The organism is Flavobacterium bizetiae, assembly GCF_024271895.1.
Taxonomy (GTDB): Bacteria; Bacteroidota; Bacteroidia; order Flavobacteriales; family Flavobacteriaceae; genus Flavobacterium; species Flavobacterium bizetiae.
Genome location: NZ_CP091861.1, coordinates 5260558 through 5285185, shown reverse-complemented (window position 1 = coordinate 5285185; position 24628 = coordinate 5260558). Strand labels below are relative to the sequence as shown.

At 32.7% G+C, this 24628-nt stretch carries 27 protein-coding genes; 14 read left to right on the top strand and 13 right to left on the bottom strand.

Annotation, left to right across the window (positions count from 1 at the left end; translation table 11 throughout):
• Window positions 1-8: 8 nt before the first annotated feature.
• On the top strand, window positions 9-1052 hold the full coding sequence (locus L0669_RS21790) for an AMP-binding protein (RefSeq protein ID WP_263759947.1): 1044 nt from the start codon (window positions 9-11) through the stop codon (window positions 1050-1052).
• 454 nt (window positions 1053-1506) lie between these two features.
• Window positions 1507-1707: a bacteriocin gene (locus L0669_RS21785; RefSeq protein WP_230040085.1), complete on the top strand. Its 201-nt coding sequence runs from the start codon at window positions 1507-1509 to the stop codon at window positions 1705-1707.
• Window positions 1708-1942: 235 nt separating this feature from the next.
• On the opposite strand, the gene L0669_RS21780 is transcribed toward L0669_RS21785, so the two are convergent.
• The 3 genes from L0669_RS21780 to L0669_RS21770 form a co-directional block, all read right to left on the bottom strand.
• Window positions 1943-3172 (bottom strand): RsmB/NOP family class I SAM-dependent RNA methyltransferase, encoded by a 1230-nt coding sequence (locus tag L0669_RS21780; protein ID WP_263759946.1) that lies wholly within the window; start codon window positions 3170-3172, stop codon window positions 1943-1945.
• A 147-nt stretch (window positions 3173-3319) separates the two neighbouring features.
• A complete protein-coding gene (locus L0669_RS21775) occupies window positions 3320-5293 on the bottom strand; it encodes a KUP/HAK/KT family potassium transporter (protein WP_263759945.1) in 1974 nt (657 codons plus the stop codon).
• A gap of 134 nt (window positions 5294-5427) precedes the next feature.
• Complete coding sequence (locus L0669_RS21770) at window positions 5428-6720, bottom strand: hypothetical protein (RefSeq protein ID WP_263759944.1); 1293 nt, start codon at window positions 6718-6720, stop codon at window positions 5428-5430.
• A gap of 121 nt (window positions 6721-6841) precedes the next feature.
• Between L0669_RS21770 and L0669_RS21765 the strand changes: the two genes are divergently transcribed.
• Entirely contained in the window at window positions 6842-7903 is a 1062-nt protein-coding gene (locus L0669_RS21765) for a beta propeller repeat protein (RefSeq protein ID WP_263759943.1), read from the top strand.
• 73 nt (window positions 7904-7976) lie between these two features.
• On the opposite strand, the gene L0669_RS21760 is transcribed toward L0669_RS21765, so the two are convergent.
• From L0669_RS21760 to L0669_RS21740, 5 genes are all read right to left on the bottom strand, one after another.
• Complete coding sequence (locus L0669_RS21760) at window positions 7977-8435, bottom strand: sensor of ECF-type sigma factor (protein WP_173971260.1); 459 nt, start codon at window positions 8433-8435, stop codon at window positions 7977-7979.
• 16 nt (window positions 8436-8451) lie between these two features.
• Window positions 8452-8868, bottom strand: coding sequence for a hypothetical protein (locus L0669_RS21755; RefSeq protein ID WP_173971259.1), 417 nt, complete (start codon window positions 8866-8868; stop codon window positions 8452-8454).
• Between the two features lie 33 nt (window positions 8869-8901).
• Window positions 8902-9444: an RNA polymerase sigma factor gene (locus L0669_RS21750; protein ID WP_263759942.1), complete on the bottom strand. Its 543-nt coding sequence runs from the start codon at window positions 9442-9444 to the stop codon at window positions 8902-8904.
• 62 nt (window positions 9445-9506) lie between these two features.
• Window positions 9507-10703, bottom strand: coding sequence for an SRPBCC family protein (locus tag L0669_RS21745; protein WP_263759941.1), 1197 nt, complete (start codon window positions 10701-10703; stop codon window positions 9507-9509).
• Window positions 10704-10893: 190 nt separating this feature from the next.
• Window positions 10894-11082 carry a hypothetical protein gene (locus L0669_RS21740; protein ID WP_232067373.1) on the bottom strand — a complete coding sequence of 63 codons (189 nt, stop codon included), beginning with the start codon at window positions 11080-11082 and terminating at the stop codon, window positions 10894-10896.
• Between the two features lie 82 nt (window positions 11083-11164).
• Here L0669_RS21740 and L0669_RS21735 point away from each other — a divergent pair, with 82 nt between their 5' ends.
• On the top strand, window positions 11165-11545 hold the full coding sequence (locus L0669_RS21735; protein ID WP_055096002.1) for a pyrophosphohydrolase domain-containing protein: 381 nt from the start codon (window positions 11165-11167) through the stop codon (window positions 11543-11545).
• Between the two features lie 258 nt (window positions 11546-11803).
• Here L0669_RS21735 and L0669_RS21730 read toward each other — a convergent pair whose 3' ends face one another.
• Window positions 11804-12874 carry a branched-chain amino acid aminotransferase gene (locus L0669_RS21730; RefSeq protein WP_263759940.1) on the bottom strand — a complete coding sequence of 357 codons (1071 nt, stop codon included), beginning with the start codon at window positions 12872-12874 and terminating at the stop codon, window positions 11804-11806.
• Between the two features lie 307 nt (window positions 12875-13181).
• Here L0669_RS21730 and mnmC2 point away from each other — a divergent pair, with 307 nt between their 5' ends.
• Together mnmC2 and L0669_RS21720 are read left to right on the top strand one after the other, a co-directional pair.
• Window positions 13182-13847, top strand: coding sequence for a tRNA (5-methylaminomethyl-2-thiouridine)(34)-methyltransferase MnmC2 (gene mnmC2, locus L0669_RS21725; protein WP_263759939.1), 666 nt, complete (start codon window positions 13182-13184; stop codon window positions 13845-13847).
• A gap of 165 nt (window positions 13848-14012) precedes the next feature.
• A complete protein-coding gene (locus tag L0669_RS21720; RefSeq protein WP_065450557.1) occupies window positions 14013-14210 on the top strand; it encodes a hypothetical protein in 198 nt (65 codons plus the stop codon).
• A 34-nt stretch (window positions 14211-14244) separates the two neighbouring features.
• Here the strand turns inward: L0669_RS21720 and L0669_RS21715 are convergent, their stop codons facing one another.
• Window positions 14245-15186 carry a LysR substrate-binding domain-containing protein gene (locus L0669_RS21715; RefSeq protein WP_173971253.1) on the bottom strand — a complete coding sequence of 314 codons (942 nt, stop codon included), beginning with the start codon at window positions 15184-15186 and terminating at the stop codon, window positions 14245-14247.
• Window positions 15187-15294: 108 nt separating this feature from the next.
• Between L0669_RS21715 and L0669_RS21710 the strand changes: the two genes are divergently transcribed.
• The 4 genes from L0669_RS21710 to can all read left to right on the top strand — a co-directional run bounded on the left by L0669_RS21710 (window position 15295) and on the right by can (window position 18686).
• Window positions 15295-15774: a Dps family protein gene (locus tag L0669_RS21710; protein WP_173971252.1), complete on the top strand. Its 480-nt coding sequence runs from the start codon at window positions 15295-15297 to the stop codon at window positions 15772-15774.
• Window positions 15775-15906: 132 nt separating this feature from the next.
• A complete protein-coding gene (locus L0669_RS21705; RefSeq protein WP_232067372.1) occupies window positions 15907-16188 on the top strand; it encodes a hypothetical protein in 282 nt (93 codons plus the stop codon).
• Window positions 16189-16273: 85 nt separating this feature from the next.
• Entirely contained in the window at window positions 16274-17923 is a 1650-nt protein-coding gene (locus L0669_RS21700) for a SulP family inorganic anion transporter (protein WP_173971250.1), read from the top strand.
• Between the two features lie 124 nt (window positions 17924-18047).
• Complete coding sequence (gene can / locus L0669_RS21695; protein ID WP_173971249.1) at window positions 18048-18686, top strand: carbonate dehydratase; 639 nt, start codon at window positions 18048-18050, stop codon at window positions 18684-18686.
• A gap of 35 nt (window positions 18687-18721) precedes the next feature.
• Here the strand turns inward: can and L0669_RS21690 are convergent, their stop codons facing one another.
• Window positions 18722-19924: an LETM1-related biofilm-associated protein gene (locus tag L0669_RS21690; protein WP_263759938.1), complete on the bottom strand. Its 1203-nt coding sequence runs from the start codon at window positions 19922-19924 to the stop codon at window positions 18722-18724.
• A gap of 105 nt (window positions 19925-20029) precedes the next feature.
• Window positions 20030-20557: a superoxide dismutase family protein gene (locus L0669_RS21685; RefSeq protein WP_173971247.1), complete on the bottom strand. Its 528-nt coding sequence runs from the start codon at window positions 20555-20557 to the stop codon at window positions 20030-20032.
• 209 nt (window positions 20558-20766) lie between these two features.
• On the opposite strand from L0669_RS21685, the gene L0669_RS21680 reads away from it, so the two are divergent.
• The 4 genes from L0669_RS21680 (at window position 20767) to L0669_RS21665 (ending at window position 23294) form a co-directional block, all read left to right on the top strand.
• Entirely contained in the window at window positions 20767-21204 is a 438-nt protein-coding gene (locus L0669_RS21680) for an META domain-containing protein (protein WP_263759937.1), read from the top strand.
• Between the two features lie 31 nt (window positions 21205-21235).
• On the top strand, window positions 21236-21757 hold the full coding sequence (locus L0669_RS21675; protein ID WP_263759936.1) for a DUF4251 domain-containing protein: 522 nt from the start codon (window positions 21236-21238) through the stop codon (window positions 21755-21757).
• Between the two features lie 37 nt (window positions 21758-21794).
• Entirely contained in the window at window positions 21795-22715 is a 921-nt protein-coding gene (locus L0669_RS21670) for a transporter (protein WP_263759935.1), read from the top strand.
• Between the two features lie 96 nt (window positions 22716-22811).
• Entirely contained in the window at window positions 22812-23294 is a 483-nt protein-coding gene (locus L0669_RS21665; RefSeq protein WP_173971243.1) for a hypothetical protein, read from the top strand.
• A 79-nt stretch (window positions 23295-23373) separates the two neighbouring features.
• Here L0669_RS21665 and L0669_RS21660 read toward each other — a convergent pair whose 3' ends face one another.
• Window positions 23374-24468, bottom strand: a complete 1095-nt coding sequence (locus tag L0669_RS21660; RefSeq protein ID WP_263759934.1) for a glycoside hydrolase family 18 protein — start codon at window positions 24466-24468, stop codon at window positions 23374-23376.
• Window positions 24469-24628 lie beyond the last annotated feature (160 nt).

The window sequence follows — 24628 nt, the reverse complement described above, 5'->3', positions numbered from 1 at the left end:
TAAATATCATGTCAAAATTAACACACAAAAATGTGCACAACTATTTTAAGATAAATAGTTTTCATTTAAACGCTGACGAGTTGCGTCGTGTTGCTTATGATTATATAAAGGAAGGTGACGGCAATGAAGTCGCCATAGGAGAATTTTTGCTCGATTGGTTCGATGATAAGGATTATATCGAGATGAAAACTTCTGGAACCACGGGGCTTCCAAAATTAGTGCGATTAGAGAAACAAGCCATGATTCAGTCTGCTTTAGGGACTGGAGACTTTTTCGAATTAGAGCCGGGAAATACGGCTTTACTTTGTTTGCCTGTACAATTTATAGCCGGCAAAATGATGTTGGTACGTGCTATTATTTTAGGGCTTGAGCTGGATGTTGTAGCGCCAAGTACGCAGCCATTGGCTCTTAATACTAAAGTATATGATTTTGTAGCTATGGTGCCTTTGCAGGTTCAGAATTCGATTGATGCTTTAAAAAATGTCAAAAAACTAATTGTAGGTGGCGCTAAAATGGATTCTGCTCTCGAAGAGAAAGTTTTACCACTGATAAAAACCGAAGTCTATGAGACTTATGGTATGACAGAAACCATTACTCATATCGCTGCGAGAAAAGTGGGAGAGAATGTTTTTACTGTTTTGCCAAATGCAAAAATTAGTCAGGATGATCGGGGATGTTTGGTGATTTCTGTTGATGCTATTTCTGATGAACCGATCGTTACCAACGATTTAGTTGAATTGATAAGAGAGAATCAATTTATCTTTCTGGGAAGAATCGATAATGTTATTAATAGTGGAGGAGTGAAGCTTATTCCTGAACAGATAGAAGCAAAGCTGATAGGTAAAATAAATACGAGATTCTTTGTAACCGGTGTTCCGGATACTTTATTGGGAGAAAAATTAATTTTGGTTATCGAAGGTGAGAAACAGGAGTTTGCGCCGGAGTTTTTTGATGTTTTAGGAAAATATGAAAAACCAAAAGAGATTGTTTTTGTTCCGAAGTTTAAAGAAAACGAAAACGGGAAATTATTGCGTAAACCGAGCTTGGTTTAAATAAAAGTCCAATATTTTAAATTCCAAATTCCAATTTTTACAATTGGGATTTGGATTTTTTTTTTTTTTTTTTTTGTTTTTGAAGCTCGTTATATTGTGTAGTCCCTACGGGACAATTGTTCATGTTCTGTATTCCATTTTTACCAATATTTAATCTCTACGAGATCTTTTTTTTTAAAGTTAAATAATAAGAATTATGTCTTAGAAGATAATACTCCGATAGGAGTTAAATGTTGGTAGAAAAACAAGAACAGGCAAAAAAATATCCCGTAGGGATTATACATCTATTAATTAGGAACAAAATAAAAAATTCCAATCTTAAAGTTGGAATTTGGAATTTTTTATTTATTCGCGGATTGAAGTTTTTTAAGTAAGTCTAGTTTTATGTAATTATATTACAAAGTAAGAAAATTTAGTTATATTTATAAGATATTAACTTTAAAACCTAATAATTATGAAACTTATTTTGAATCTTCCAAGTGTTCAGGTGCTAAGCAAGAATGAACTAAAACAAATTAAAGGTGGTGATTATATTTATTATTTAAATGGTTATCAAATGCGTTGCTCAAAACCATTAACGCAAACTCCTACCTGCCAAAATATACCAACATATTGTTTGATTTCGCCAGATATGTGTCCTGTGGATTTATCCTAGTATAAAACAAAGCCTTTAGGTTTAATTCTCCAAAGGCTTTCTTTTTATTTTAATAATTATATTTCTACAAGATATACTCCGTTAGGAGTTAAATGTTGGTAGAAAAACAGGAGCAGACAAAAAAATATCCGGTAGGGATTATACATCTATTAATTAAATAGGAATAAAACAAAAAAAATCCAAATTCCAATCTTAAAGTTGGAATTTGGAATTTTAAAAAAATTGGAATTTATTTTTATTCAGCAGCTACTGCATTTTTTCTTTCTAACAACGCCATATAAAATCCGTCGAAACCAGACTCAGAAGCCAAAATTTTACGATCTTTTATGAATGTAAATTGTTTTCCAATTTCGGTTTTTAAGAATTTATCTACTTGCTCCTGATTTTCTGATGGTAAAACAGAACAAGTTGCGTATACTAATTTTCCACCTGGTTTTACAATTTTAGAATAGCTTTCTAAAACCTCTGCCTGTACTTTACGAATGTTATCGATAAATTCCGGTTTCAATTTCCATTTAGCATCAGGGTTTCTTTTAAGAACTCCTAAGCCGCTACAAGGTGCATCGATTAAAACACGATCTGCTTTTTCGTGTAATTTTTTGATCACTTTGGTGGTGTCAATGATTCTGTATTCAATATTAAAAGCGCCATTTCTTTTTGCTCTTAATTTTAATTGCTTCAATTTACTTTCGTACAAGTCCATTGCAATCAATTGTCCTTTGTTTTCCATCAAAGAAGCGATATGCAACGTTTTTCCTCCAGCTCCAGCACATGTATCTACAACACGCATTCCTGGTTTTACATCAAGGAAACCGGCAACCAATTGTGAGTTAGCATCTTGAACCTCAAAAAGTCCTTGTTTAAAAGCGTCTGTCAAAAATACATTTGCTCTTTCTTTTAAAACCAAAGCTTCAGGTTGATCTTTTAAATATTCTGTTTCAATATTCAAATCCATCAACGTGTTTCTCAGGCTTTCTTTGGTTCCTTTAAGGGTATTAGTTCTTAGAATAACTTTCGCAGGTTGGTTTTGCGCTGCAATTTCTGTAGCCCAAACTTTTTCACCAAGTTCTTTTACACCCAATTCGTCCATCCAGTCCGGAATAGATTCTTTTAAGGCTCTAATTTTAGAAAGTTCGTCAAAACGTCCTTTTATTTTTCTTTCAGGAGTTCCTTCCAGTTGTTTCCAATCCGGAATTGGGTATCCTCTTAAAACTGCCCAAACTGCGAACATTCTCCATAAATTCTCTCTGTCGAAAGGTTCTTTTACTTCGGCAATTTCTGAGTATAATCGTTTCCAACGAACAATTTCGTATATCGTTTCAGCAACAAACTTCCTGTCAGAACTTCCCCAACGTTTGTCTTTTTTTAATGCTCTTGCTACCACTTTGTCTGCATATTCTCCTTCATTGAAAATTGCATTTAAAGAATCGATGGTAGTATAAACTAAATTTCTGTGTAATCTCATTTTAATTATTTGAGTTGCAAAGGTACTATTAATTGATTGAAAGTTAAATTTTTAATTTTGATTGTTGATTTAACTTCTTTTAAAAAGAAAAAAAACACCCTAATAAAGTTTAATAGAGTGTTTTTTGAATGTGTTTTTTGAATTGATTTATTTGATAATTCGAGTCAGTCCGATGTTTTCCGGAGCGTGAAGCACCATTGGGAATTTCTCTATTTTAACCGAACTACTATCTAAACCAAATGCTCTTTCTTCGGACAAACTCAGTTTCTTGATAAAGAAATAAGAGTTCATGATGATATTTTCGTGCCATCTTAAATCATTATCATTCGATAAAAACTTCTCAGACAATACAAATTTAAAGTCTCCAATAATATTGTTTTTATTTAATGATTCGTAACGGCTGGTAATATCAACTTCGCCACGTTTCACCATATCACGAATTACTTCTCTAAACATTAAATTGATTTTGGTAGGCTCTCTAAATCCTAAATTAAAATCGATTCTGTAAATATCGTCTTTCGCAATCTCGGTAACTTTATATTGCGTTTTATAAGGTTCAGTTAAGATGTTTACGTGAACAAACCAGTAAATATCAGCTCTTTTTGGACGTTTTTGCAAGATTGAGTAAATTACCTTTTCCTCTAGTTCATCTACACGATTCGCATTGGTCATGTAAACCAAATGTGTTGCGTATTTAGGAATAGATAAGTCTTCGCTCAACTCCATTAATACCTTTTTATAATCGTCAATTTTGATGATTTTGGTATAGCTTTTATTAATTTTCTTGGCCAGGTACCAGATCGTCATTATAGAGATCAAAACAGATGCGATGATTAGTGTTACGTAACCACCATCGGCAAATTTTGTAATATTGGCAATTAGGAAACTGAATTCAATTAATAAATAAATGGTTATAAGCGGCACCATGAAATATAATTTTACACGTTTCATGATTAAGTAATAGTTCAGCAGGATAGTGGTCATGATCATGCATAGTACGATTGCTAAACCGTAAGCATGCTCCATATTACTTGATTTTTCGAAATGTAAAACGATTCCAACACAACCAAAAAACAATAACCAGTTAATGGATGGAATATACAATTGGCCTTTTACTTCTGTAGGATATTTGATTTTTACTTTTGGCCAGAAATTCAGACGCATTGCTTCGTTGATCAGTGTAAACGAACCACTAATAAGGGCTTGAGAAGCAATAACCGCTGCTAAAGTTGCTACAACAATTCCGAATGGTAAAAACCAATGCGGCATAATAAGATAGAACGGATTCCCGTTTTCTCCTCCTAATTGTTGTAATGTACTTCCTTCATGATGTGTTAAATACGCTGCCTGACCAAAATAGTTTAGTACTAAAGTCAGTTTTACAAAAATCCAGCTAATTCTGATGTTTTTTCTACCGCAGTGTCCCATATCTGAGTACAAAGCTTCGGCTCCTGTTGTACATAAAAATACTAATCCAAGAACAAAAAATCCTTCAGGGTGAATTTGTAATAAATGATAAGCATAATAAGGATTGATCGCTTTTATAACTTCAGGATGTTCCAAAATCTGAATAAATCCTAATGTTCCAAGCATGGCAAACCAAATTAACATCATTGGTGCAAAAAACTTCCCAACAAGCTTGGTTCCAAATTGTTGTATGGTAAATAAGATGAATAGAATTCCAATTACAATATAAACTATTGTCTCGGTTTCCATCGTAGGATAAAACGCTCTGATTCCTTCTACTGCTGATGATATCGAAATAGGCGGAGTTATAATTCCATCGGCAAGCAAGGCACTTCCTCCAATTATGGCGGGCACAATGAGCCACTGAATTTTTGTTTTCTTGACTAATGCATACAATGCAAAAATACCACCCTCGCCATGATTATCAGCGCTTAAGGTAATAAGTACATACTTTATGGTAGTTTGTAAAGTCAAAGTCCAAAAAACACATGAGATACCTCCTAATACAATATCCGCGTTTATGATATGCTCGCCAAGTATGGCTTTCATTACATATAAAGGAGAAGTACCGATATCTCCATAAATAATCCCTAATGTGATCAATAAACCCCCTATAGACAACTTACTATGTAAGTTTTTATGCGATGCGCTCATGTATGTTTTTATAAAAGACGGTTGCAAATTTACTGTTTTAAAACAAATTAGCATCAATTATAATTAAAAAGATAAAAAAAAGCACAATCGTTAAATTGTGCTTTAGTTTTTTATTTAGAAATGCGAATTTAATATTAACCTCTTCTTCCGCCGTAGCTTCTTGAACCACTGCTGCTTTCCCTTTGTGGCTGGCTGCTTCTTGATTCCTGACTAGCTCTTGGAGCTTCAGAACGTTGTGTGTTTTGAACTCTTGTTGAGCTTGATCTGCTTTCTGAACTACCTCTGTTTTCTGAGTAGTTTCTTGTTGGTTCTGCTCTCTGCGGAGAGGGAGTTTCTGTTCTCTGAGTATAAGTTCCTCTATTATTTGTATTTCTAGGTGTACTTTCTCTTGAAACATTCGAATTGTTCTGATTGTAATCTCTTCTGTTTTCGGTTCTGTTAGTTGTATTTTCAACTCTTGCCGGATTGTTATTATTATTATTATTATTATTATTATTATTATTTACTGTAGCCGAATTATTTCTATTTACAGGAGTTGAACGGTTTGTGTTATAACTTCGGTCAGTATTAGTTCTGTTTTCAGCATAGTTTCTGTTTGTAGTTCTATTGTCCGTTGGAGATACTCTATTGCTATTAGATCTGTTACTATTGTAAGTATTTTGATTTCTGTTAGATTCTCTGCTTGCAATACGTCTTTGATCTAAATCGTATCTGTTGGTTACATTAGAATGTCTTTGAGCAAAGCTATAGTTTGGACGTCTTGTTTCATAACCGTAAGTGCGTCTTGATTCGTATAAAACCGGAGCTCTGTAACTTCTTCTTGTTGTTACATAATTGTAATGATTGTTTACATTGATATAAACCCCAATATTGTTTCTATATCTGTAAATTGGATAAGGGCTCCATGCAGCATAGTAGGTTGGATAATAATTCCATCCCCAGGTGGAGTAATACGGTCTGTAATTATTTACCCAAAATGAAGAGTAAATTACAGGAACCACATTATAAACAGGCTCATAGATATAGTTGGCTCCATATAAATAAGTATTACCAACAACTTGTACGCTTACTTTGTTATAATTGTCTCTTTCGATATCAATTGTGGCAACGTCCTGATAAACATCACGATCTAAAACTGCCTGAATAATTACTACGTGCGTTCTGTTTTCTACAGATTCAATAACACGTAAATAATCAACTTCGTTATCGCCATTTAAATCAAGATTTGATATTTGATATTTAGGATCATTTAAACGTCTTTCAAAATCTTGTAAATTAGAAGATTCTCCAAACATAGAAGCCACTGCTCTAAGATCTAAATTATCGCTTATATCTGAATTTTTTGCATAAACAGTAGTTTGGCTTTGTGCTGAACAAGAACCAAAAACTAAAGCTGCAAACGCTATTAAAAGTAAATTAGTTTTCATGATAAAATCATATTAAAGATTAATATTCTGAGATATCCAATTACTGTGCCAGAAAAAAAACACGATCTTATTTTATATGTTATAAATAATTGTATTTTAGCAATAAAAAAAACTGATTTATATGAGAAAAGTAATATTTTTTTTCGGTGCTTTAATTTTGTTAATGTCTTTTAAAGTGCTGAATCATAATGATGAAAGATCATTTTATAGTGGTTTTACTTCAATACAAATAGATACTTTGTTTCAGGATAAAATTAGTATTAGAGCGATATCAATTGATAAGAATAAAGTTTGGTACGGAGCTGATAATTCCCGATTTGGCTTTTACGATTTAGATAAAAAAGAGAAGTTTGAAGATCGTATTTATCGTGATACTTTAAATCTGGAATTTAGAAGTATTGCTCAAAATTCTCAGAGCGTATTTTTGTTAAGCGTAGGAAATCCTGCACTACTTTATCAGGTCTCAAAAAAAACGCAAAAAGTTAAATTAGTTTATAAAGAAGTAAACCCGAAAGTGTTTTACGATAGTATGCAATTTTGGAATGACAAGGAAGGAATCGCCATTGGAGATCCGACAGAAGATACTTTTTCGATTATTGTAACGCGTGACGGAGGTGAAACCTGGACCAAAATATTATCTGATAAATTACCTACGAATGCAGAAGGCGAAGCCGCTTTTGCAGCTAGTAACTCGAATATTGTAATAAAAGGAAATGATACCTGGTTAGTTTCAGGAGGCAAAAAAGCACGTGTGTTCTATTCTCCGGATAAAGCGAAGACATGGAAAGTTATTGAAACTCCAATTGTTCAGGGAAAAACAATGACCGGTATTTTTACAGCTGATTTTTATGATGCCAAACACGGATTTATTGCCGGTGGTGATTATGAACTTCCTAACAAAAAAGCAGATAATAAAGCTTTTACTACTGATGGCGGAAATACATGGAAATTAATAGGTCAGGATATGGGTTTTGGATACGCATCCTGCGTGCAATACGTTCCGGGCGGAAATGGTAAGGAAATCATTTGTGTGGGTTCTGAAGGTATTCAGTACTCTCAGAACGGTGGCGAAAACTGGACTCAATTATCTACAGATTCAAAACTTTTTACCATTCGTTTTGTAAACAGAAATACTGCAGTTGCCGCAGGTCATAATAAAGTAATCAGAATACGTTTTAAATAACAAGAACCCTAAATAATAAAGTAAGTATTATTATATAGGGTTCTCGCAGCTGTTGTATTTTTAATTCCGGTTTTTATTTATTACCGGCTTTATCTCTGTACTGTTTTAATAGTTTTCGATTAAAATCATCTTCAGATTTTTTAAGCTTTAATATTTTCTTTGCCGAAAGGATCTTTTTTAAACTGGTGTTGTATTTGTCACGTAAAAGATACAACTCTTTGTCTGTGCTTTCTATTTGCGATAAAAGCGTTGCGGCTTCTTTTTCTGACATTGAAGTAATGTTATCGTCATCTAATTTGCGCAAATACATTTTCATTTTTTCATGACGCAATTCAAATTGTTTGTCGTCATAAGCATTGTAAATTGGCCAGAATTTTTCTGCTTCTGTAGAGGTTAATTCGAGCTCAGTAGTTAAAAAAGAAACTTTATAAGCCTTAATTTTTTCCCGCTTTTCATCTGTTTTATCATTTTGAGCATAAAATGAAAAAGTAGCAAAGAATAGAATTATCGGTAGTATATTTTTAATTTTCATCTTTTGATATTTTTATTTATTCTGAAATTAAATTTTCAATATTTGGATTTGAAGCTAAAATATCTTCAAGTGTTTCCTGTTCAAGAGCAACGCCTTTACCAAGTTTATCAATATCTTTACTATCTAATTCTTTAATTAAATCGTACTGATTTAAGTTAGACTGATAAGATAAATAAGTTTCTAAAGTGTCTTCGTCAAGTTCTTTAGAAGTAGTATTATAATTGTTTACTATAGGAATCATTAATGCAATTACAACTACAGCTGCAGCAAGGAATGAAAGAACCTTTTTACGCTTGTAAATCGGAATTACTTTTGTTTCTTTTTCTTCGTTTACCTGTTGTAAAATTTTTGTCGAAAAATCATCAAAATAATTCTCTGGCGTTTTAAATCCAGTTCCTATTTTAGGTTCGTTTTCTAGTTTAAATGCTTTCATAATATCTATAAGATAGGTTTAGTTACAAAAGGTTTAATTTGATGTAACATATATTTCAATTTTTTTTACAGCATGATGATAAGATGCTTTCAGAGCGCCCACCGAAGTTCCGAGGATTTCTGCAATTTCTTCGTATTTTAATTCCTGAAAATACTTCATTTTAAAAACCAATTGTTGCTTTTCCGGCAAGGTTACAATGGCCTTTTGAAGTTTTATCTGAATCTCGTCTCCATCAAAATAAACATCGGCTTTCAGATTGTCGATGGTTTTATTTTGAAGCGCTTCAGATGTTAATCCGCTTAGTTTTGCCTTTTGGTTTAAAAAAGTCAAAGCTTCATTGGTTGCGATTCGGTACATCCAGGAGAAAAGTTTACTTTCTCCTTTGAAATTTTTTAAATACTGAAAAACTTTTACGAAAGTATTTTGTAATACATCATCTGTATCATCATGATTCAAAACAATGTTTCGAATATGAGAATATAAAGGTTTTTGATAATCAGACACGAGTTTTTGAAACGCTGTATTTTGCGTTTTAGGATTTAATAATTGTTGTATAAATTCCTTCTCGTCTGTCAAATTCCCTGATTTATCTTATTAGAATGAATTTTAAACAAAAGGTTTAATCAGTCTCGATTATTTTAGAATTCTGATTGTTCTTCTTCAGTAGTTTTAGGTGTTGTTACTTTAGGAGTAACTTTTGGTTTTGGTTTAGGAGCTGGTTTAGGCGCTTCTGCAGGATCAGTTTCTGTTGTTGGCTCTGAATATGTTGGTTCAGCTTCTGTTCTGGTAACAGGAGTTTTAACAACAGGAACAGCTTTTGGTTTAACCGGAAAATAAATTTCGGTTACTAATTTAGAAGGGCTTTTTACATCTAGTTTACTAACGGTAAGGATTTCAAGGCGAGACCAGCTTAAATCCGGAGTAATTTTTTCTTTGTTAATGTAAGCCGTTGCTTTTGCAATGGCGCTGCTAGTATGAGAGTAATCCCCTTTTAGAGTTACTTTTACCGCTTCGAAACCATTTAAAGTTCCGCCCAAAATATCACTTCCTGATGTTGTCGAGATCTCTTTATTTGTTGGTAAACAAATCGAAATTTTGGCTAATCCGGTTGTAGTATCGTAAGTATGATAAATAATAAAAGGTTTTCCGTTGGCCGATAAACCATTGGTTTCGCTAAACTCAATCAGTTTAGGAATAACGATTCTGGCGTTTTTGCTTATTTTTGAAATTTCGCTTGTAAACGTTTGTTTAATATAAGGAGTTTCAGTTTTGTTTACCACTCCATTTACGTCAACAGCAAAAGTTTTAGTTTCGTAATCCAGGTTTTTGTCAATGTTTGCAAGGCTTTTTTCGTAAATAGTTCCAATAACTTTATCAGAACCTCCGTTTAGCGCCGTGTATACTTTAAATAAAAAGCTCATAGTTCCCGTTGCTTTCCAGGTTACTTTGGTTTTTCCTCCCAAAGTATCTTTAAATGTCCAGTTAACATCAGCTTCTGTACCGTCATATTTCATTTTTTGCTGAATGCTTTCTCCTTCTTTAGTTTTGATGGTAATTGCATTTCCGTTTCCTTCGGCTCCAGCCCAATAATACGAAGCTCCGTTTCCGGCTGTTTTATTTGGGAAAGTCATTTTTATCGAAGGATCTGCTACCGACCACGATTCAAAATCTTCATAATTTCTAAAATCATTTATGTAATTATAAACGGTTGCTTTTGGTGAGTTGATCACTTTGCTTCTTTCTACAGAAAAAATCCCTTTTTGGGTAGCGACAAAAACAGTCAGGGCAACTAAGCTTAATAATAATAGTAGAAATAAATATTTTAGAATCTTCATTGTAGTCGTTTATTTTGTGTCGTAAAGTTATAAATTTTATTACTAGCCACGGTAATTGTGCCGCAATAAAAGTACACTTTATAAAATTATATTGATCGGTAAAAGCTGTAAATAAAACGTTTTTGAAGAAGTTTAATTGTAAAATCTTCAAAAAATATTTGATTCTAAATATAGCAATAAATTTTCGGAATTATCTTTTAAAGAAAAATTTGATCACAAACAAAAGGGCGATGAAAATCAGGAATACGATTAATACTTTGTAATTTCCTTTATAGAAAATTTTGTGCAATGCAAGATCTTTTCGATAAGCAAATATCATTACGATTACAAATGCAATAAAAAAACAGAGTGCGAATATTAATTGTCCTTGGCTAAACATAGTTGAAAATTATTTTTGGCAAATTTAGAGAATTGTATACGAATAGTTGCTAATTTGGCATTTCATTTAAGTAAATAAAATCATGAAGAAACAACTTGATGCAGTTACAGAATTTCATACTGCTTTTAAAATAGGTCATAGTCAAACACCAATTGCAGATTTGGGCGAAACTAAAAAGATACTTCGTTATAATTTGATGAAAGAAGAAAACGAAGAATATCTTGAAGCAGTTCAGAATAATGATTTGGTTGAAATTGCTGATGCTCTAGGAGATATGATGTATATTTTGTGCGGAACTATTATCGAGCATGGTTTACAGGATAAAATTGAAGCTGTTTTTGATGAAATTCAGCGTAGTAATATGAGTAAATTAGGCGAAGACGGACAACCAATTTACAGAGAAGATGGTAAAGTAATGAAAGGGCCAAATTATTTTAAACCTGATTTTTCGAAACTTTTATAATTTTTTACCGCAAAGGGCGCTAAGATTTAATTTTTCTTTACGCATAGAAAACACAAAGTTCGCAAAGCTTTGCGTCATTTTTGTCATTTCGACGGAGGAGAAATCACACTAGGGATTCGACAAAGACTGGCGATTTTGATTGCGGAGTTTCGCGTGTGATTTCTCCTCCGTCGAAATGACAAGATTGTGTTTAATAAAACAGAAAACCCGATAAATTTTTAAAATCTATCGGGTTTTTATATTTAAAATATCTTTTGCTTATTGCACCTTTACAGTCCAGCCAAAAGTATCTTCAGAAAGTTTGTTTTGAAGACTTGTTAGTTTTTCTTTTAAAAGAGAAGCGTATGAATTCTCGATTGGAGTCATTTCATAATAAACATCCTGATAAGAGAAACCTTTAATAACGCTGATAACTGCAGCAGTTCCAGCTCCGAAGATTTCTTTTAAAGATCCATTTTTAGCAGCTTCTACTAATTCTGAAACAATAACAGGACGAACTTCTACATTAAGACCTTCTTTTTCTGCCATAGCAATCAAACTTTTTCTGGTAATACCATCTAAAATTCTTTCGCTTGTTGGAGCAGTTAATAAAGTATCATTAATTCTAAAGAAAACGTTCATTGTTCCCGCTTCTTCTAATTTTGTATGCGTTGCATCATCTGTCCAGATTACTTGTTGAAAGCCATCTTTGTTAGCCAGATTTGTTGGGTAAAACTGTGCAGCGTAGTTTCCGGCAGCTTTTGCAGCTCCAATTCCACCATTTGCAGCTCTACTGTAATGTTCAGCTATAATTACTTTTACTTCGCCGGCATAATAAGATTGTGCAGGAGAAAGCAAAATCATGAATTTATATTCATCAGAAGGATTGGCTACAACACCAGCGCCGGTAGCGATCATAAAAGGACGAATATACATACTGCTTCCGTTACCTTTTTGAATCCATTCCTGGTCAATTTTTAATAATTCATTCAAACCATCCATAAAAATAGATTCCGGAACTTCTGGCATTGCCATACGAACTGCAGAATTATTAAAACGTTTGTAGTTTTCATCAGGTCTAAACAACCAAACATCGTTATTGTCATCTTTATAAGCTTTCATTCCTTCAAAAATAGCTTGTCCGTAATGAAAGACTTTTGAAGAAGGATCCATTAAAATTGGAGCATAAGGCTTAATGACAGGATTTTGCCACTCTCCATTTTTAAAATCACATTCGAATAAATGGTCTGTAAAAACAGCACCAAAGCTTAAGTTTTGAAAGTCTACTCCGCTTATTTTTGACGAAGTTGCTTTTCTGATTTCAATTTTGCTTGTTTGAGTTGTACTCATAATTATGTAAAGTTTTTATGTAATTTTCATTGCAAAAGAAAGATCTAAAGCAATGATTTGGTGTGAAATAGAATTTACTGAATGCAAAATTAAGTAAAAATATATAAAATCCTTAGTAAAACTGCATTATTTATGGCCTTTAACTGAGATTTATTTATCTTATAATAAAGTGAAATAATTAAGATAGTTTTATAGAGAATTTATGAAAAAACAGCCGTTTTTTAAGGCTTTACGCATTTGTTTTGATTAAATTTGGCTATTAAAATGTACCAAAAGACAGTAAATTCCATTATAAAGTGCTAAAAAAGTGAAAAGAGAAATAATTAAAACGCTAGATGGCTCAACAACAATTCATTTGCAGGATTGGGATGAGTGTTATCATTCTAAACATGGTGCCATTCAGGAAGCAAAACATGTATTTATAAAAAATGGACTTTCGTTATTTGATAATAATCCAGTCAATATTTTAGAAATTGGTTTTGGAACAGGTTTGAATGCTTTTATTACTTTTTTAGAATCAAATCAAAAAAATCAGACGATTGATTATGTTGGAGTAGAGGCGTATCCGGTTGAAGCCAGTGAGGTTTTAGAAATGAATTATGTTACAGAACTCGACGCATTGAAATTTGAGAACATTTTTGAGAAAATGCATAAATCTGATTGGGATAAAAAAACTGAAATTTGCGATGCTTTCTCGTTAACCAAAAGGAAACAATTTTTTCATGAAATCGACGATTTAGAAATTTTTGATTTGATTTACTTTGACGCCTTTGGATATCGAGTGCAGCCAGAGCTTTGGAGTACCGAGATTTTTCAGAAAATGTACAATAGTTTAAAGCCAAATGGAGTTCTTGTTACTTATGCAGCGCGAGGAGTTGTTAAAAGAAGTATGATCGAAGTTGGATTTACGGTTGAAAAATTGGCAGGACCTCCGGGCAAACGAGAAATGTTTCGAGCTTTTAAAAAGGCTTAAATGAGTTGTTTAGAACGATTCTATATTGATTTATACGCATTAAGAAAACGTGTTCGTTGCTAAAGTTTTTAAAATAATAAGTTAAAATGAATGCATATGAATGATATTTGATTAAATTTGTGCGAGTTTAAAAATATAGATAACCCCCGAAAATCTTATTTTATTATGTCAAAAATGATGTTTGATTACACGAAATCAATACTTGAGAGAGTAAGTTTCGATCCGATACTTTTCTGTAAAGAATTAGAAAAAGCTATCAAAACGCTGTTACCATACGAAATGGAGCAATTACAAGAATGGTTGATGAATTTTATTATTGAAAAACCAGAACTAAAACAAAGTTTACTACTAATCAAAGTATAAAAAAAAGGAGCCAATTTGGCTCCTTTTTTTATGTCTATTTCTTTTGTAGCGGACTCACAATTTGAACGTTCTGAAAAACAATTGCTCCTTTGACAACTCCGGCAATTGTAGATCTTAGGGCGTCAATGATTTGCATTTTTAATTCGCTCTTTGGGTAAATTAAACTTACCTCACGAGCAGGTTTTGGTTCCTTAAAATTTCGTAGTTTCAGCTTATCGGAATCTTTTAAGTCTAAGGTGTGCAAGTACGGAAGTAACGTTGTGCCCAACCCTTCGTCGGCTAATTTTATCAGGGTCTCAAAGCTTCCGCTTTGTATCTGAAAATTATTTTGGTCGATATCAGTACCGTTTTTGCATAAATTCAAAATTCCGTCTCTAAAACAATGTCCGTCCTGCAAAAGCAAAATTTCATTGATGTTCAAATCAGCAATTTCGATTTCTTCTTTCTGAAAACTGGCGTGATGTTCAGGGATATAAGCCACAAAAGGCTCAAAGTATAAAACAATCTCTTTTATTTTTTCGTCTTCAAGCGGTGTTGCAGCAATTGCGGCATCAAGGTGACCATTTTTTAATTTTACAATAATTTCATCTGTATTCAGCTCTTCGATTAAAAGCTTTACTTTAGGATACTTTTTGATGAAGTTATTCAAAAACATTGGCAATAGAGTAGGCATGATGGTTGGGATAATTCCTAAACGAAATTCTCCACCAATAAAACCTTTTTGCTGTTCTACGATATCTTTGATTCTATCTGCTTCGTTTACAATGTTCTTGGCCTGATTGACAATTTTCTGACCAATATCTGTAAGCTGGATTGGTTTCTTACTTCTGTCAAAAATTAAAATATTAAGTTCTTCTTCGATTTTTTGAATCTGCATACTTAATGTAGGTTGTGTAACAAAACATTTTTCGGCAGCAAGGGTAAAATTTTTATGCTCGGCAACGGCTAATACATATTGTAATTGAGTTATAGTCATCTTGATAGTATTTTTTGATGCAAAAATAAGAAAATATAATTTTTTTTTATAATATTTTTGAAGAACTTATATTAAATTTGTAGTAAACTTATGATAAAACGAAAAGCTATGAAAACAAATATTTTAGGATTACCTGTAAAAGAGTCAGAATTGTTAGTAAAGGAATTAAATATTCTGTTATCAAATTTTCAGGTTTATTACCAAAACTTAAGAGGAATCCACTGGAACATTCGTGGTAAACGTTTTTTTGACTTACATGTTAAGTTCGAAGAATTGTATACAGATGCCCAGTTAAAAATCGATATGATTGCAGAAAGAGTTTTAACGATAGGAGGAACTCCTTTACATACATTTGAAGATTATATTAAAAATAACAAATTAGCGGTTGGAAAAAATATCTCAAACGATGAGAAAGCAGTTCATCTAATTATAAATTCTCTATCTGATTTATTAAAAATCGAAAGAGAAATTTTAAAACAATCTGACGAAATTAATGACGAAGGGACAAATTCTTTGATGAGCGACTTCATTGCAGAGCAGGAAAAAACAATCTGGATGATGAGAGCCTGGTTAGAAGAAGAATTGTAAAACCTTGTTTGTGAAATAATTAAAAGCAGAATTGTCAAATTTGATAATTCTGCTTTTTTGTTATTGTTAAATTTGTATAAAAATTTTGCCCTCACGCTTTGATTTTATTTGTTTAACACTATTTTTGCTTCGATGAAAATACTAGCCCGCATATTATTATTCATATTTATCGCCTTCTTATCGACCCCAACAATTGTTCAGGCGATAAAGAAAGGGACAAATACGGCTATATCTTTCAATTGTGCAGAAGAGGAAGTTCATAAAGAACTAAAATCTATTGTACATCCTGTAATATTAGAACACGAGGTTTTATTACCCGTTTATATTCAAAAGAAAACGATTGTTTCTGAAAACATCGTAAAATTAGATAATATTTCTCCGAGCATATTTGCTCCACCTCCCAACTTGGTATAATACTTCCGATTATTTTGAACTACGCTGCATTTTTTAGTAAATGTGGTAAATCTTTAATGAATAATTTTTTTAGTATTGTATTATTATGACAAAAAAAATCAATCTTTTTGCCAACCTTAAATCTGATTTTGCTTCAGGTTTAGTGGTTTTCCTGGTGGCTCTTCCATTGTGTTTAGGTATTGCAATGGCTTCTGGAGCGCCGTTGTTTTCTGGTATTATCTCGGGTGTTATTGGTGGTATTGTGGTAGGCTATTTAAGCCAGTCACACATTAGTGTTTCGGGGCCAGCAGCTGGATTAACAGCTATTGTTTTAACTGCTATTACTGATTTTGGTGCTTTCGATGTGTTTTTAATGTCTGTTTTTATTGCGGGACTAATTCAGTTAGCATTAGGGTTTTTAAGAGCCGGAAGTATCTCAAACTATTTTCCAACAAATGTTATTGAAGGAATGTTAGCAGGTATCGGGATCATTATTATTTTAAAACAATTGCCTCATGCTTTTGGTTATGATGCAGATTTTGAGGGTGATCAGGCTTTTATTCAAAACGATGGAAGCAACTCATTTTCATTTTTATTTGATGTTTTAAACCATATTCACTTAGGTGCAGTTGTTATTTCGCTGGTTTCACTGGTGATATTGATCTCGTGGGATAAAGTATCTTTTTTAAAGAAATTAAAATTAATTCCGGGAGCACTTGTTGCCGTTCTTATAGGTATAGCTTTAAATGAATTTTTTATATCTACAGGAAGCTCATTGGCGATTGCAAAAGAACATTTGGTTTCATTGCCAGTTCCAAAGTCTTTTGATGAATTTAAATCTATTCTAATTACACCAAATTTTGCTGCGGTTACCAATCCACAAGTTTGGGTAGTTGCTATTACAATTGCCATTGTAGCTTCTATAGAAACATTGCTTTGTATTGAAGCTTCTGATAGAATGGATGTTCAAAAACGTTATACCAACACCAATGTTGAGCTAAAAGCACAAGGTATTGGTAATATGGTAAGTTCACTTTTAGGTGGTTTACCAATGACATCAGTTGTAGTAAGATCATCTGCGAACAATAATGCAGGTGCAAAATCTAAGATGTCGTCTATTATTCATGGTGTATTATTACTATTAAGTGTTTTGTCTATTCCGGCACTTTTAAATAAAATTCCGTTGGCAACTTTAGCAACTGTATTAATTTTAGTAGGATACAAATTGGCTAAGCCTGCAACCTTCAAACATTTCTGGGAAAAAGGAAAATATCAATTCATCCCTTTCGTTGCAACATTAGTATTTGTTGTAGCTACAGATTTACTAAAAGGAGTGGCGTTAGGAATTATCATTAGTGTGATTTTTGTATTAAGAGGAAACTTAAAAAGAGCTTACAGTTTCAAAAAAGAAGAATACGAAGACGGAGATGTTATTCATATCGATTTGGCTCAGGAAGTTTCATTCCTGAACAAAGCGGCGATTAAATTAACATTGAATGAAATTCCGGAAAACTCTAAAGTAATCATCAATGCACAGGATACAGAGTATATTGCTCATGATGTTCTGGATTTAATTCGTGAGTTTAAAGAAACCCGCGCTGTAGATGACAACATCAAAGTAAAACTAAAAGGATTTAAAGAAGCTTACGAGCTTGAAAATTCACCGGATCTTAGTAATCACGTATCAATTGAGCATTATTATGATGTTGCAAAGAGAGCGTTGGTTAAAAAAGAAACCATAAAAGAAGATTTTTAAACAAATTAAATTAATTAAAGGTATTTCTTCATTGTGAGAAATATGAAAAATTAGATAACTTTACAATAGTTATTTTTAATATGTTTAAACATGTAGAAATACCATTCAAAAAAACAAAAATACAATGAGAAAGTTTTATGAGCAGTTATTAGAGAATAATAAAGAATGGGTTGAAAAATCATTAGCATTAGACCCTAACTTTTTTGCAGATTTAGCCAAAGGACAAACTCCGCCATTATTATGGATTGGATGTTCTGATAGCCGTGTTCCTGCAAATGAGATTATTGGAGCTAAACCTGGAGAAGTTTTTGTACACCGTAATATTGCTAATATGGTAGTGCACTCAGATATGAATATGTTGAGTGTTCTGGATTATGCAGTAAATGTTCTTAAAGTAAAACACGTTATCGTGTGCGGACATTACGGTTGTGGTGGTGTAAAAGCAGCAATGGGAAATATGTCTGTTGGAATTATTGACAACTGGATTCGTCACATTAAAGATGAATATCGTTTACACGATAAGTATCTGAATTCAATTGAAGATGAAACAGAACGTTTTAATGCTTTTGTTGAAATTAATGCTAAAGAACAAGTATACAATTTGGCAAAAACTTCAATCGTACAAGGAGCCTGGAAAAACGGTCAGGATTTAATGCTTCACGGATGGGTTTACGGTTTAAATTCAGGTTTTGTAACTGATTTGAATGTAAATATCGCATCAAATGAAGAATTAGATGAGGTTTACCAACTAAGTAATCTATAAGAAAATAAAAAATCGCCTCAAAAGGGCGATTTTTTTTATTCGTTTTCGTCTAGATTTTCATTAAAAGCCGATGGTAATAAAGTTGGAATAAACTTTATCAGAATCGGTAATAACAAACTTCCGCCGGGAAGTAAAAATATGGTTAATGACGGAATCGTTTTGCAAATATCCAAAAGTTGTTTTTTTACTTTTTTCTTTTCTTTGGCATCCAGATCTCTGGTTGTAGAATAAGCCAATAGAACCATTAATTCCTTACTCTGAATAATTTCCTTCACGAGTCTGTTTTTGTTTCTTACAATCAGTTTTACAACACTGTGCGTCATCTGATCGTAGAAATGTTTGACCGGGTTTGAATAATTAAAATACGGAATCTTCTTTTTATGTGTCGTGATAAAATCATTAGTAGTATCGATGCTTTTGGTTACAAAATCATCCGAAACTCCCATCATAGATCCTAATGAGTATAAAAAGTAAGCTTCTTCATTTTCTACAACACCATCACTCCATAAAGCCATTCCTGCCATATCGATTAAATAGTAATGCTCCAGTTTATTCTTGAAATAATCCAATTGCAATGTTTCTAAAGTATCTACAGTAACTTTTGAAAATTTAGAATATCGAATAGAAGCCTCAAAAAGTTTGATTAATAAATCGTCATGTTGCGATTTTACGGTTTTGGTTTTTAAAGCCAGGCCTACAATACCCAAAACAGTTTCTTCAATTCGTTTAAGATATTTATCCGGAATTGATCCGTGTTCTAAATATTGTCTGAAAGCCAGCACATCAATAAACAAAAGCGCATTGGTAACCAAATGCGAAAAGTTTTTACTAATGATACTGTCATTAGTCTGAACACGCTGATCGATTATATTTTCTAATGAAAGGGAAGGAGTGTCTTTTGGAAGTAAAATTTTAAACAAGTTAAATCCTTCCGGACTCATTTCTTTATAAAACTTTAGAACTTCGGCAATAAAATTACTTGGTTCTGAGCTTCTTTTTTCTAAGCAAAAAACGTGATATAATGTATTTAATAAGGCAACCTTAGAAATTTCGGTCTTGAACCAGCCTTTTATAGGAACCGGAACCTGAGAATCAATAGCTATGATATGACCATAGATAAAACCAGTTTCTCTGACTTTATAGTAAAACGATTCTGCAGTCTCAAAAGGAATGGCCTCTGAAAACTTTTGTTCACTAAAAAACTTATCTATCCAACCTGATGCTGATGGGTTAATCATTAACTTTAATTTATAGCTGCAAAGCTATATCTTTTTCTTGTTTTAGGATAAATTTTAAATGAAATAACCACTAGATTTTGTGAAAATGTAGTGGTTATTTGTTTTTTATTTGATAATTCCGGCACAAGCAACTCTTCCGCCTGCATTTCCGGTAGGCTGTGTTGTAAAATCATCTGTTCCCTGATGTACAATTAACCCTTTTCCAAGAATGTCTTTGTTTGCATCTCCGCAACCAATACACCATTCGTCAGTAGTTAATGTGATGGTTCCGTTACCTTTTGCATCAGCAGTAAAATTTCCAATATCACCTTTGTGGTATTCTGCAACACCCCATTTTCCGTGTTTTTTAAATGTTGGATTCCAGTGTCCTCCAGCTGAACTTCCGTCGGCAGAACTACAATCTGCTTTTTCATGAATGTGTATCGCGTGAACTCCGGGAGCCAAACCAGTCATTTTTGCAACAAAAGTTACTTTACCGTTTTTCTCTGTAAAAGTAGCAGTTCCGGCAACTGTGCTATTACTTTTTGGCTCTAAAGCAATAGTTAGAGTTTTGGCATCATTTGATTTTGTATTAGTCTTACAGCCAATGATTAAAGCTGTAATTATAGCGAAAGAAACAATTATTTTTTTCATGTAAGAGGCTTTTAAATTAAAGATTAAGTAAATTTAACATAAAATTCCGACATTGATTGACGCTAATAGTTAAAAAAATCTAAAACTATTGGTTGTAATTTAATGTTACTTTAAGCGTAGAAGAGCATAATATTGCGTAAATTCGTAGAACCCCGAATTTAAAATTTTCAAAAATCAGTGTTTTATTTTTAATTTAATCTATAAAAATTATGATAAAGAATGTTTTGATTTTAGCTTTTTTAGGAGTGATTTTAATTTCTTGTAATGCTTCTAAAGCACAAAAAAATGATTCGGTTGCTACACTCGAAGGAACCTGGGAACTTGACTATATAACCGGACCAAGAATTGCTTTTGACGGGTTGTATCCCAATAAAAAACCAACGATCAATTTTGATTTAAAAGAAAATCGTGTTTCAGGAAACAATAGCTGTAATTCATTTAACGGAAAATTGAGCGTAACGGGAAATAAAATCGATTTTACGCAACCAATGGCGGTAACAAAAATGATGTGTATGAATAACAGTCAGGGAGAGCAGGTTTTTATGAGCATGTTACAAAAAATAACTTCCTATGATATAACTGATGGTGGTAAAACGCTCAATTTTATTTCTGGTGATATCGCCATGATGCGATTTACCAAAAAATAAAGTTATCATTTAACACAATAAAAATAATGCTATGAAAACTAAATTATCAATTTTATTGGTGTTATTGAGCTTTTTAATTGCTCCGGTTTTTGCACAGGAAAAAACGAAAAAAGAACTAAAAGCAGAAAGAGCTTTACAGAAACAAAAAGAAATAGAAGCACTTATTGATTCTAAAAATTTTGTTTTCGAAGCGCAAAAAGTCAATCCGCAAGGAGGCAGGGTTATTATTTTAGATTATAACACCTATTTTTTAAAATTCAATACAGAAAAAACAACTTGTGATTTACCTTTTTTCGGACGTGCTTTTAATGTGCCGTATGGAGGCGATGGCGGAATAAAATTTGAAGGAATTCCTGAAAAAATAACCGTTGAAAAAAAGAAGAAAAACTACATTCTGAGAGCTACCGTTAAAGGCAGAGATGATGTATATACCCTTATGTTTACTATCTTTTTTGATGGAGGTGCTACACTTTCTGTAAATAGTAATAACAGAGCATCCATTTTTTATAATGGAGAGATTGAAGCTCCAAAAACAGAGCAAAGTATTAAATAGAGTTTTTAGATTTTACCAATCATTAATTCTTTACTTTATGCCGGAAAAAACGTTTAGTCTGGTTTTGAAGAAACGTCATTTTGTAATGGTGTTTTTTTTATTAGCAATGTCAGTTTTCAGTCAGGATCTGGAACCACGAGTGTATGCGAATGTGGCTAAAAATTTGAATGTAGCTTCTCTTGGCTATCTTTTTACCGATGGTAATGTGTTGACAGATCCGTCATTGCCTATTACTGATTTTACACTTCGAAGTCATAATGTAGCTTTAAATTATATTAGAACTTTTGGACTTTTTAATAAACTTGCCCGTGTTCAGGTCGCAGTTCCTTATACTTTTATGGATGGCTCGCAAACGCGTACAAGCGGAGAAGTGATAACAGGATCCAGAACTGGTTTTGCCGATACAAAAATTCGCCTTGGAATTAATCTGTTGGGTTCGCCGGCTCTTGATCGATCTGAATTTAAAAATTTTGAACAAAAAACAATTTTAGGAGTAAGTCTCGTAACCTCAATTCCTACGGGAAGATATTACGATGATAAACAAATTAATATAGGCACAAACCGTTGGGCATTTAAACCTGAAATTGGAGTCTCGAAACGATTTGCTCATTTGTATGCCGAAGCATATGGCGGAATTTGGTTTTATACTGATAATAATGATTTTCTGGGCAAAAAATTAGAACAGAAACCAACTTATAGTTTACAGGGACATGCAAGTTATTATTTTAAAAATAATATGTGGGTAGGTTTTAATACCAATTGGTTTTTTGGTGGAAGAACGATTACAGATGGGGTTTCCGGCGATAGTGAGATAGACAACTGGAGGGTGGGAGGAACTTTTTCTACACCTATTGCAAAAGGGCAGTCTATAAGGTTTCAATACCATGTAGGGGCTTACACTAACAACGGATTAAATTATTATGCTTTATCCGCATCTTATCAATATTCGTTTTTTTAATGTGTAAGAATGTTTTTATGATTTTATTTTTAATGCGCTAAAAATCAGTATATTTGATAACCTCTTATTTTTTACAAACAATTAAAAATCAATACTATGAAAAAAATTAGTCTTATTCTTATTATGGCAATTGCCTCGTTTTCATCTTATGCTCAATCTTCGTTTAAAGAAGATATAGATGTGTTGCAAAGCATTTATGGTAAATCAAAAAGTGATCTTGTAAAACAATACATGAATTTGTCAGATACTCAGTCTGCTGCATTTACTAAAGTTTATGATAATTATGAAACAGAGCGTAAAGCTCTGGGACAAACCAAGTTTCAGTTAATTAATGATTATGCGGCCAATTATGCAACATTGACAGATGCCAAAGCAGATGAATTAGCAAAAGGAACCCTGAAAAATCATTTGGCTTACGAGAAATTATATTCTAAAACTTATAATCAGGCTAAAAAAGCTGTTGGAGCAATAAATGCGGCAAAATTTCTTCAGTTAGAAGTTTATCTGCAAACCATAATAAGAGCAGAGATTTTAGAATCAATTCCTTTTATTGGCGAATTGGATAAATCAAAATTGTAAAAGACATTCTTATATATAAATAGAAAACGGCAGTTACCTCATATAACTGCCGTTTTTTATTTTTAAGAAACCAATTGGGTTACTTCGCTATTTTAACTTGATAAATAGTATTTACCATTCCGTCACGAGGACTATCTAATGGAAGTTCCCAGAACATGATTCCGCCTAATTTTTTAGATTTTGCATATTCTGCTTTCGCTTTAATAGAAGTTAGATTATCTCCCGTTGCAAAAGTTTTTTCTTTTTCATTGTACCAGTAAGCTGCTTTTGCTTTGTCATCCCAAAAATATTTCCAGCCATTTGCTTCTGTATACGTATCTTCGTAACTTTTGAAAGGAACACCCTGAATGTGCTCACCTGATTGGTATAAACCGTTGTTTACATTGGCTACATTTTTCCATGTTCGGGTATAAAAAGCGCCTCCTATAACTAATTTTTCAGCAGGAATTCCTTGTTTTAGTAAAAACTCTACAGCTCTGTCTGTAGATTCTTCTTTTGGATTTGTGCTGTATAAAGGAGTATGATGTCCTGTAACTGTCGAATAACCGTTTACTAAATCATAACTCATAATGTTGATGCGGTTTACAAATGGAGCAACTCCTTTCCAATCGATAGATTCATCTAAACATTTTTGAAAACCTCCTGCAGCAAAGCTTAATTCGTACTTTTTACCTAAAGTAGAACGTAAAATTTTAATTAATTCTGTGAAATTTGGTTTGTCAGCAGCTTGAAATAAATGTCCAGGCAGTCCCTCAATTGCCGGATATTCCCAATCTAAATCTAAACCATCTACTTTAAAGTAATCACTCACTTCTTTTACTGATTTTGCAAAAGTTAATCTTCCTTCAGCAGTAGAAAATGCAGCAGAACAAGGCTCACAACCTCCCCAGCCACCAAGTGAAAGAATAATTTTAAGTTGCGGATTCGATGCTTTTAAGGAAACCAAATACTTAATTGTAGTAGAATCTTTAGGAGAATCAACGCTTAGTTTTCCATCTTTTAAATGGCAAAAGCTAAAGATAATCTGGTTGAGTTTGTTTACCTCATACTCATTAATTAATTTATCATCGCCGGTATAATAAGCAATGATGTCCATCTTTTTGTTTTTTTGAGCAAAGGTATTTGTGGTACCAATGCAAAATAAAAGCAAAGCAATCAGGTTAATTTGTTTCATTTTACGTTTTTTAAAGTTTTTAGAATGTTAAATATAGAGCTTTTCGAGTAAAATACTAGTTAAATAGCTAAACAGTATCCACCTCATTTGTTAGGTTTTTTCTTTTAAAAATCAATTTCATTGCGTTTAAATAGGATTTTTTTTTCTTTTTGATTAAATT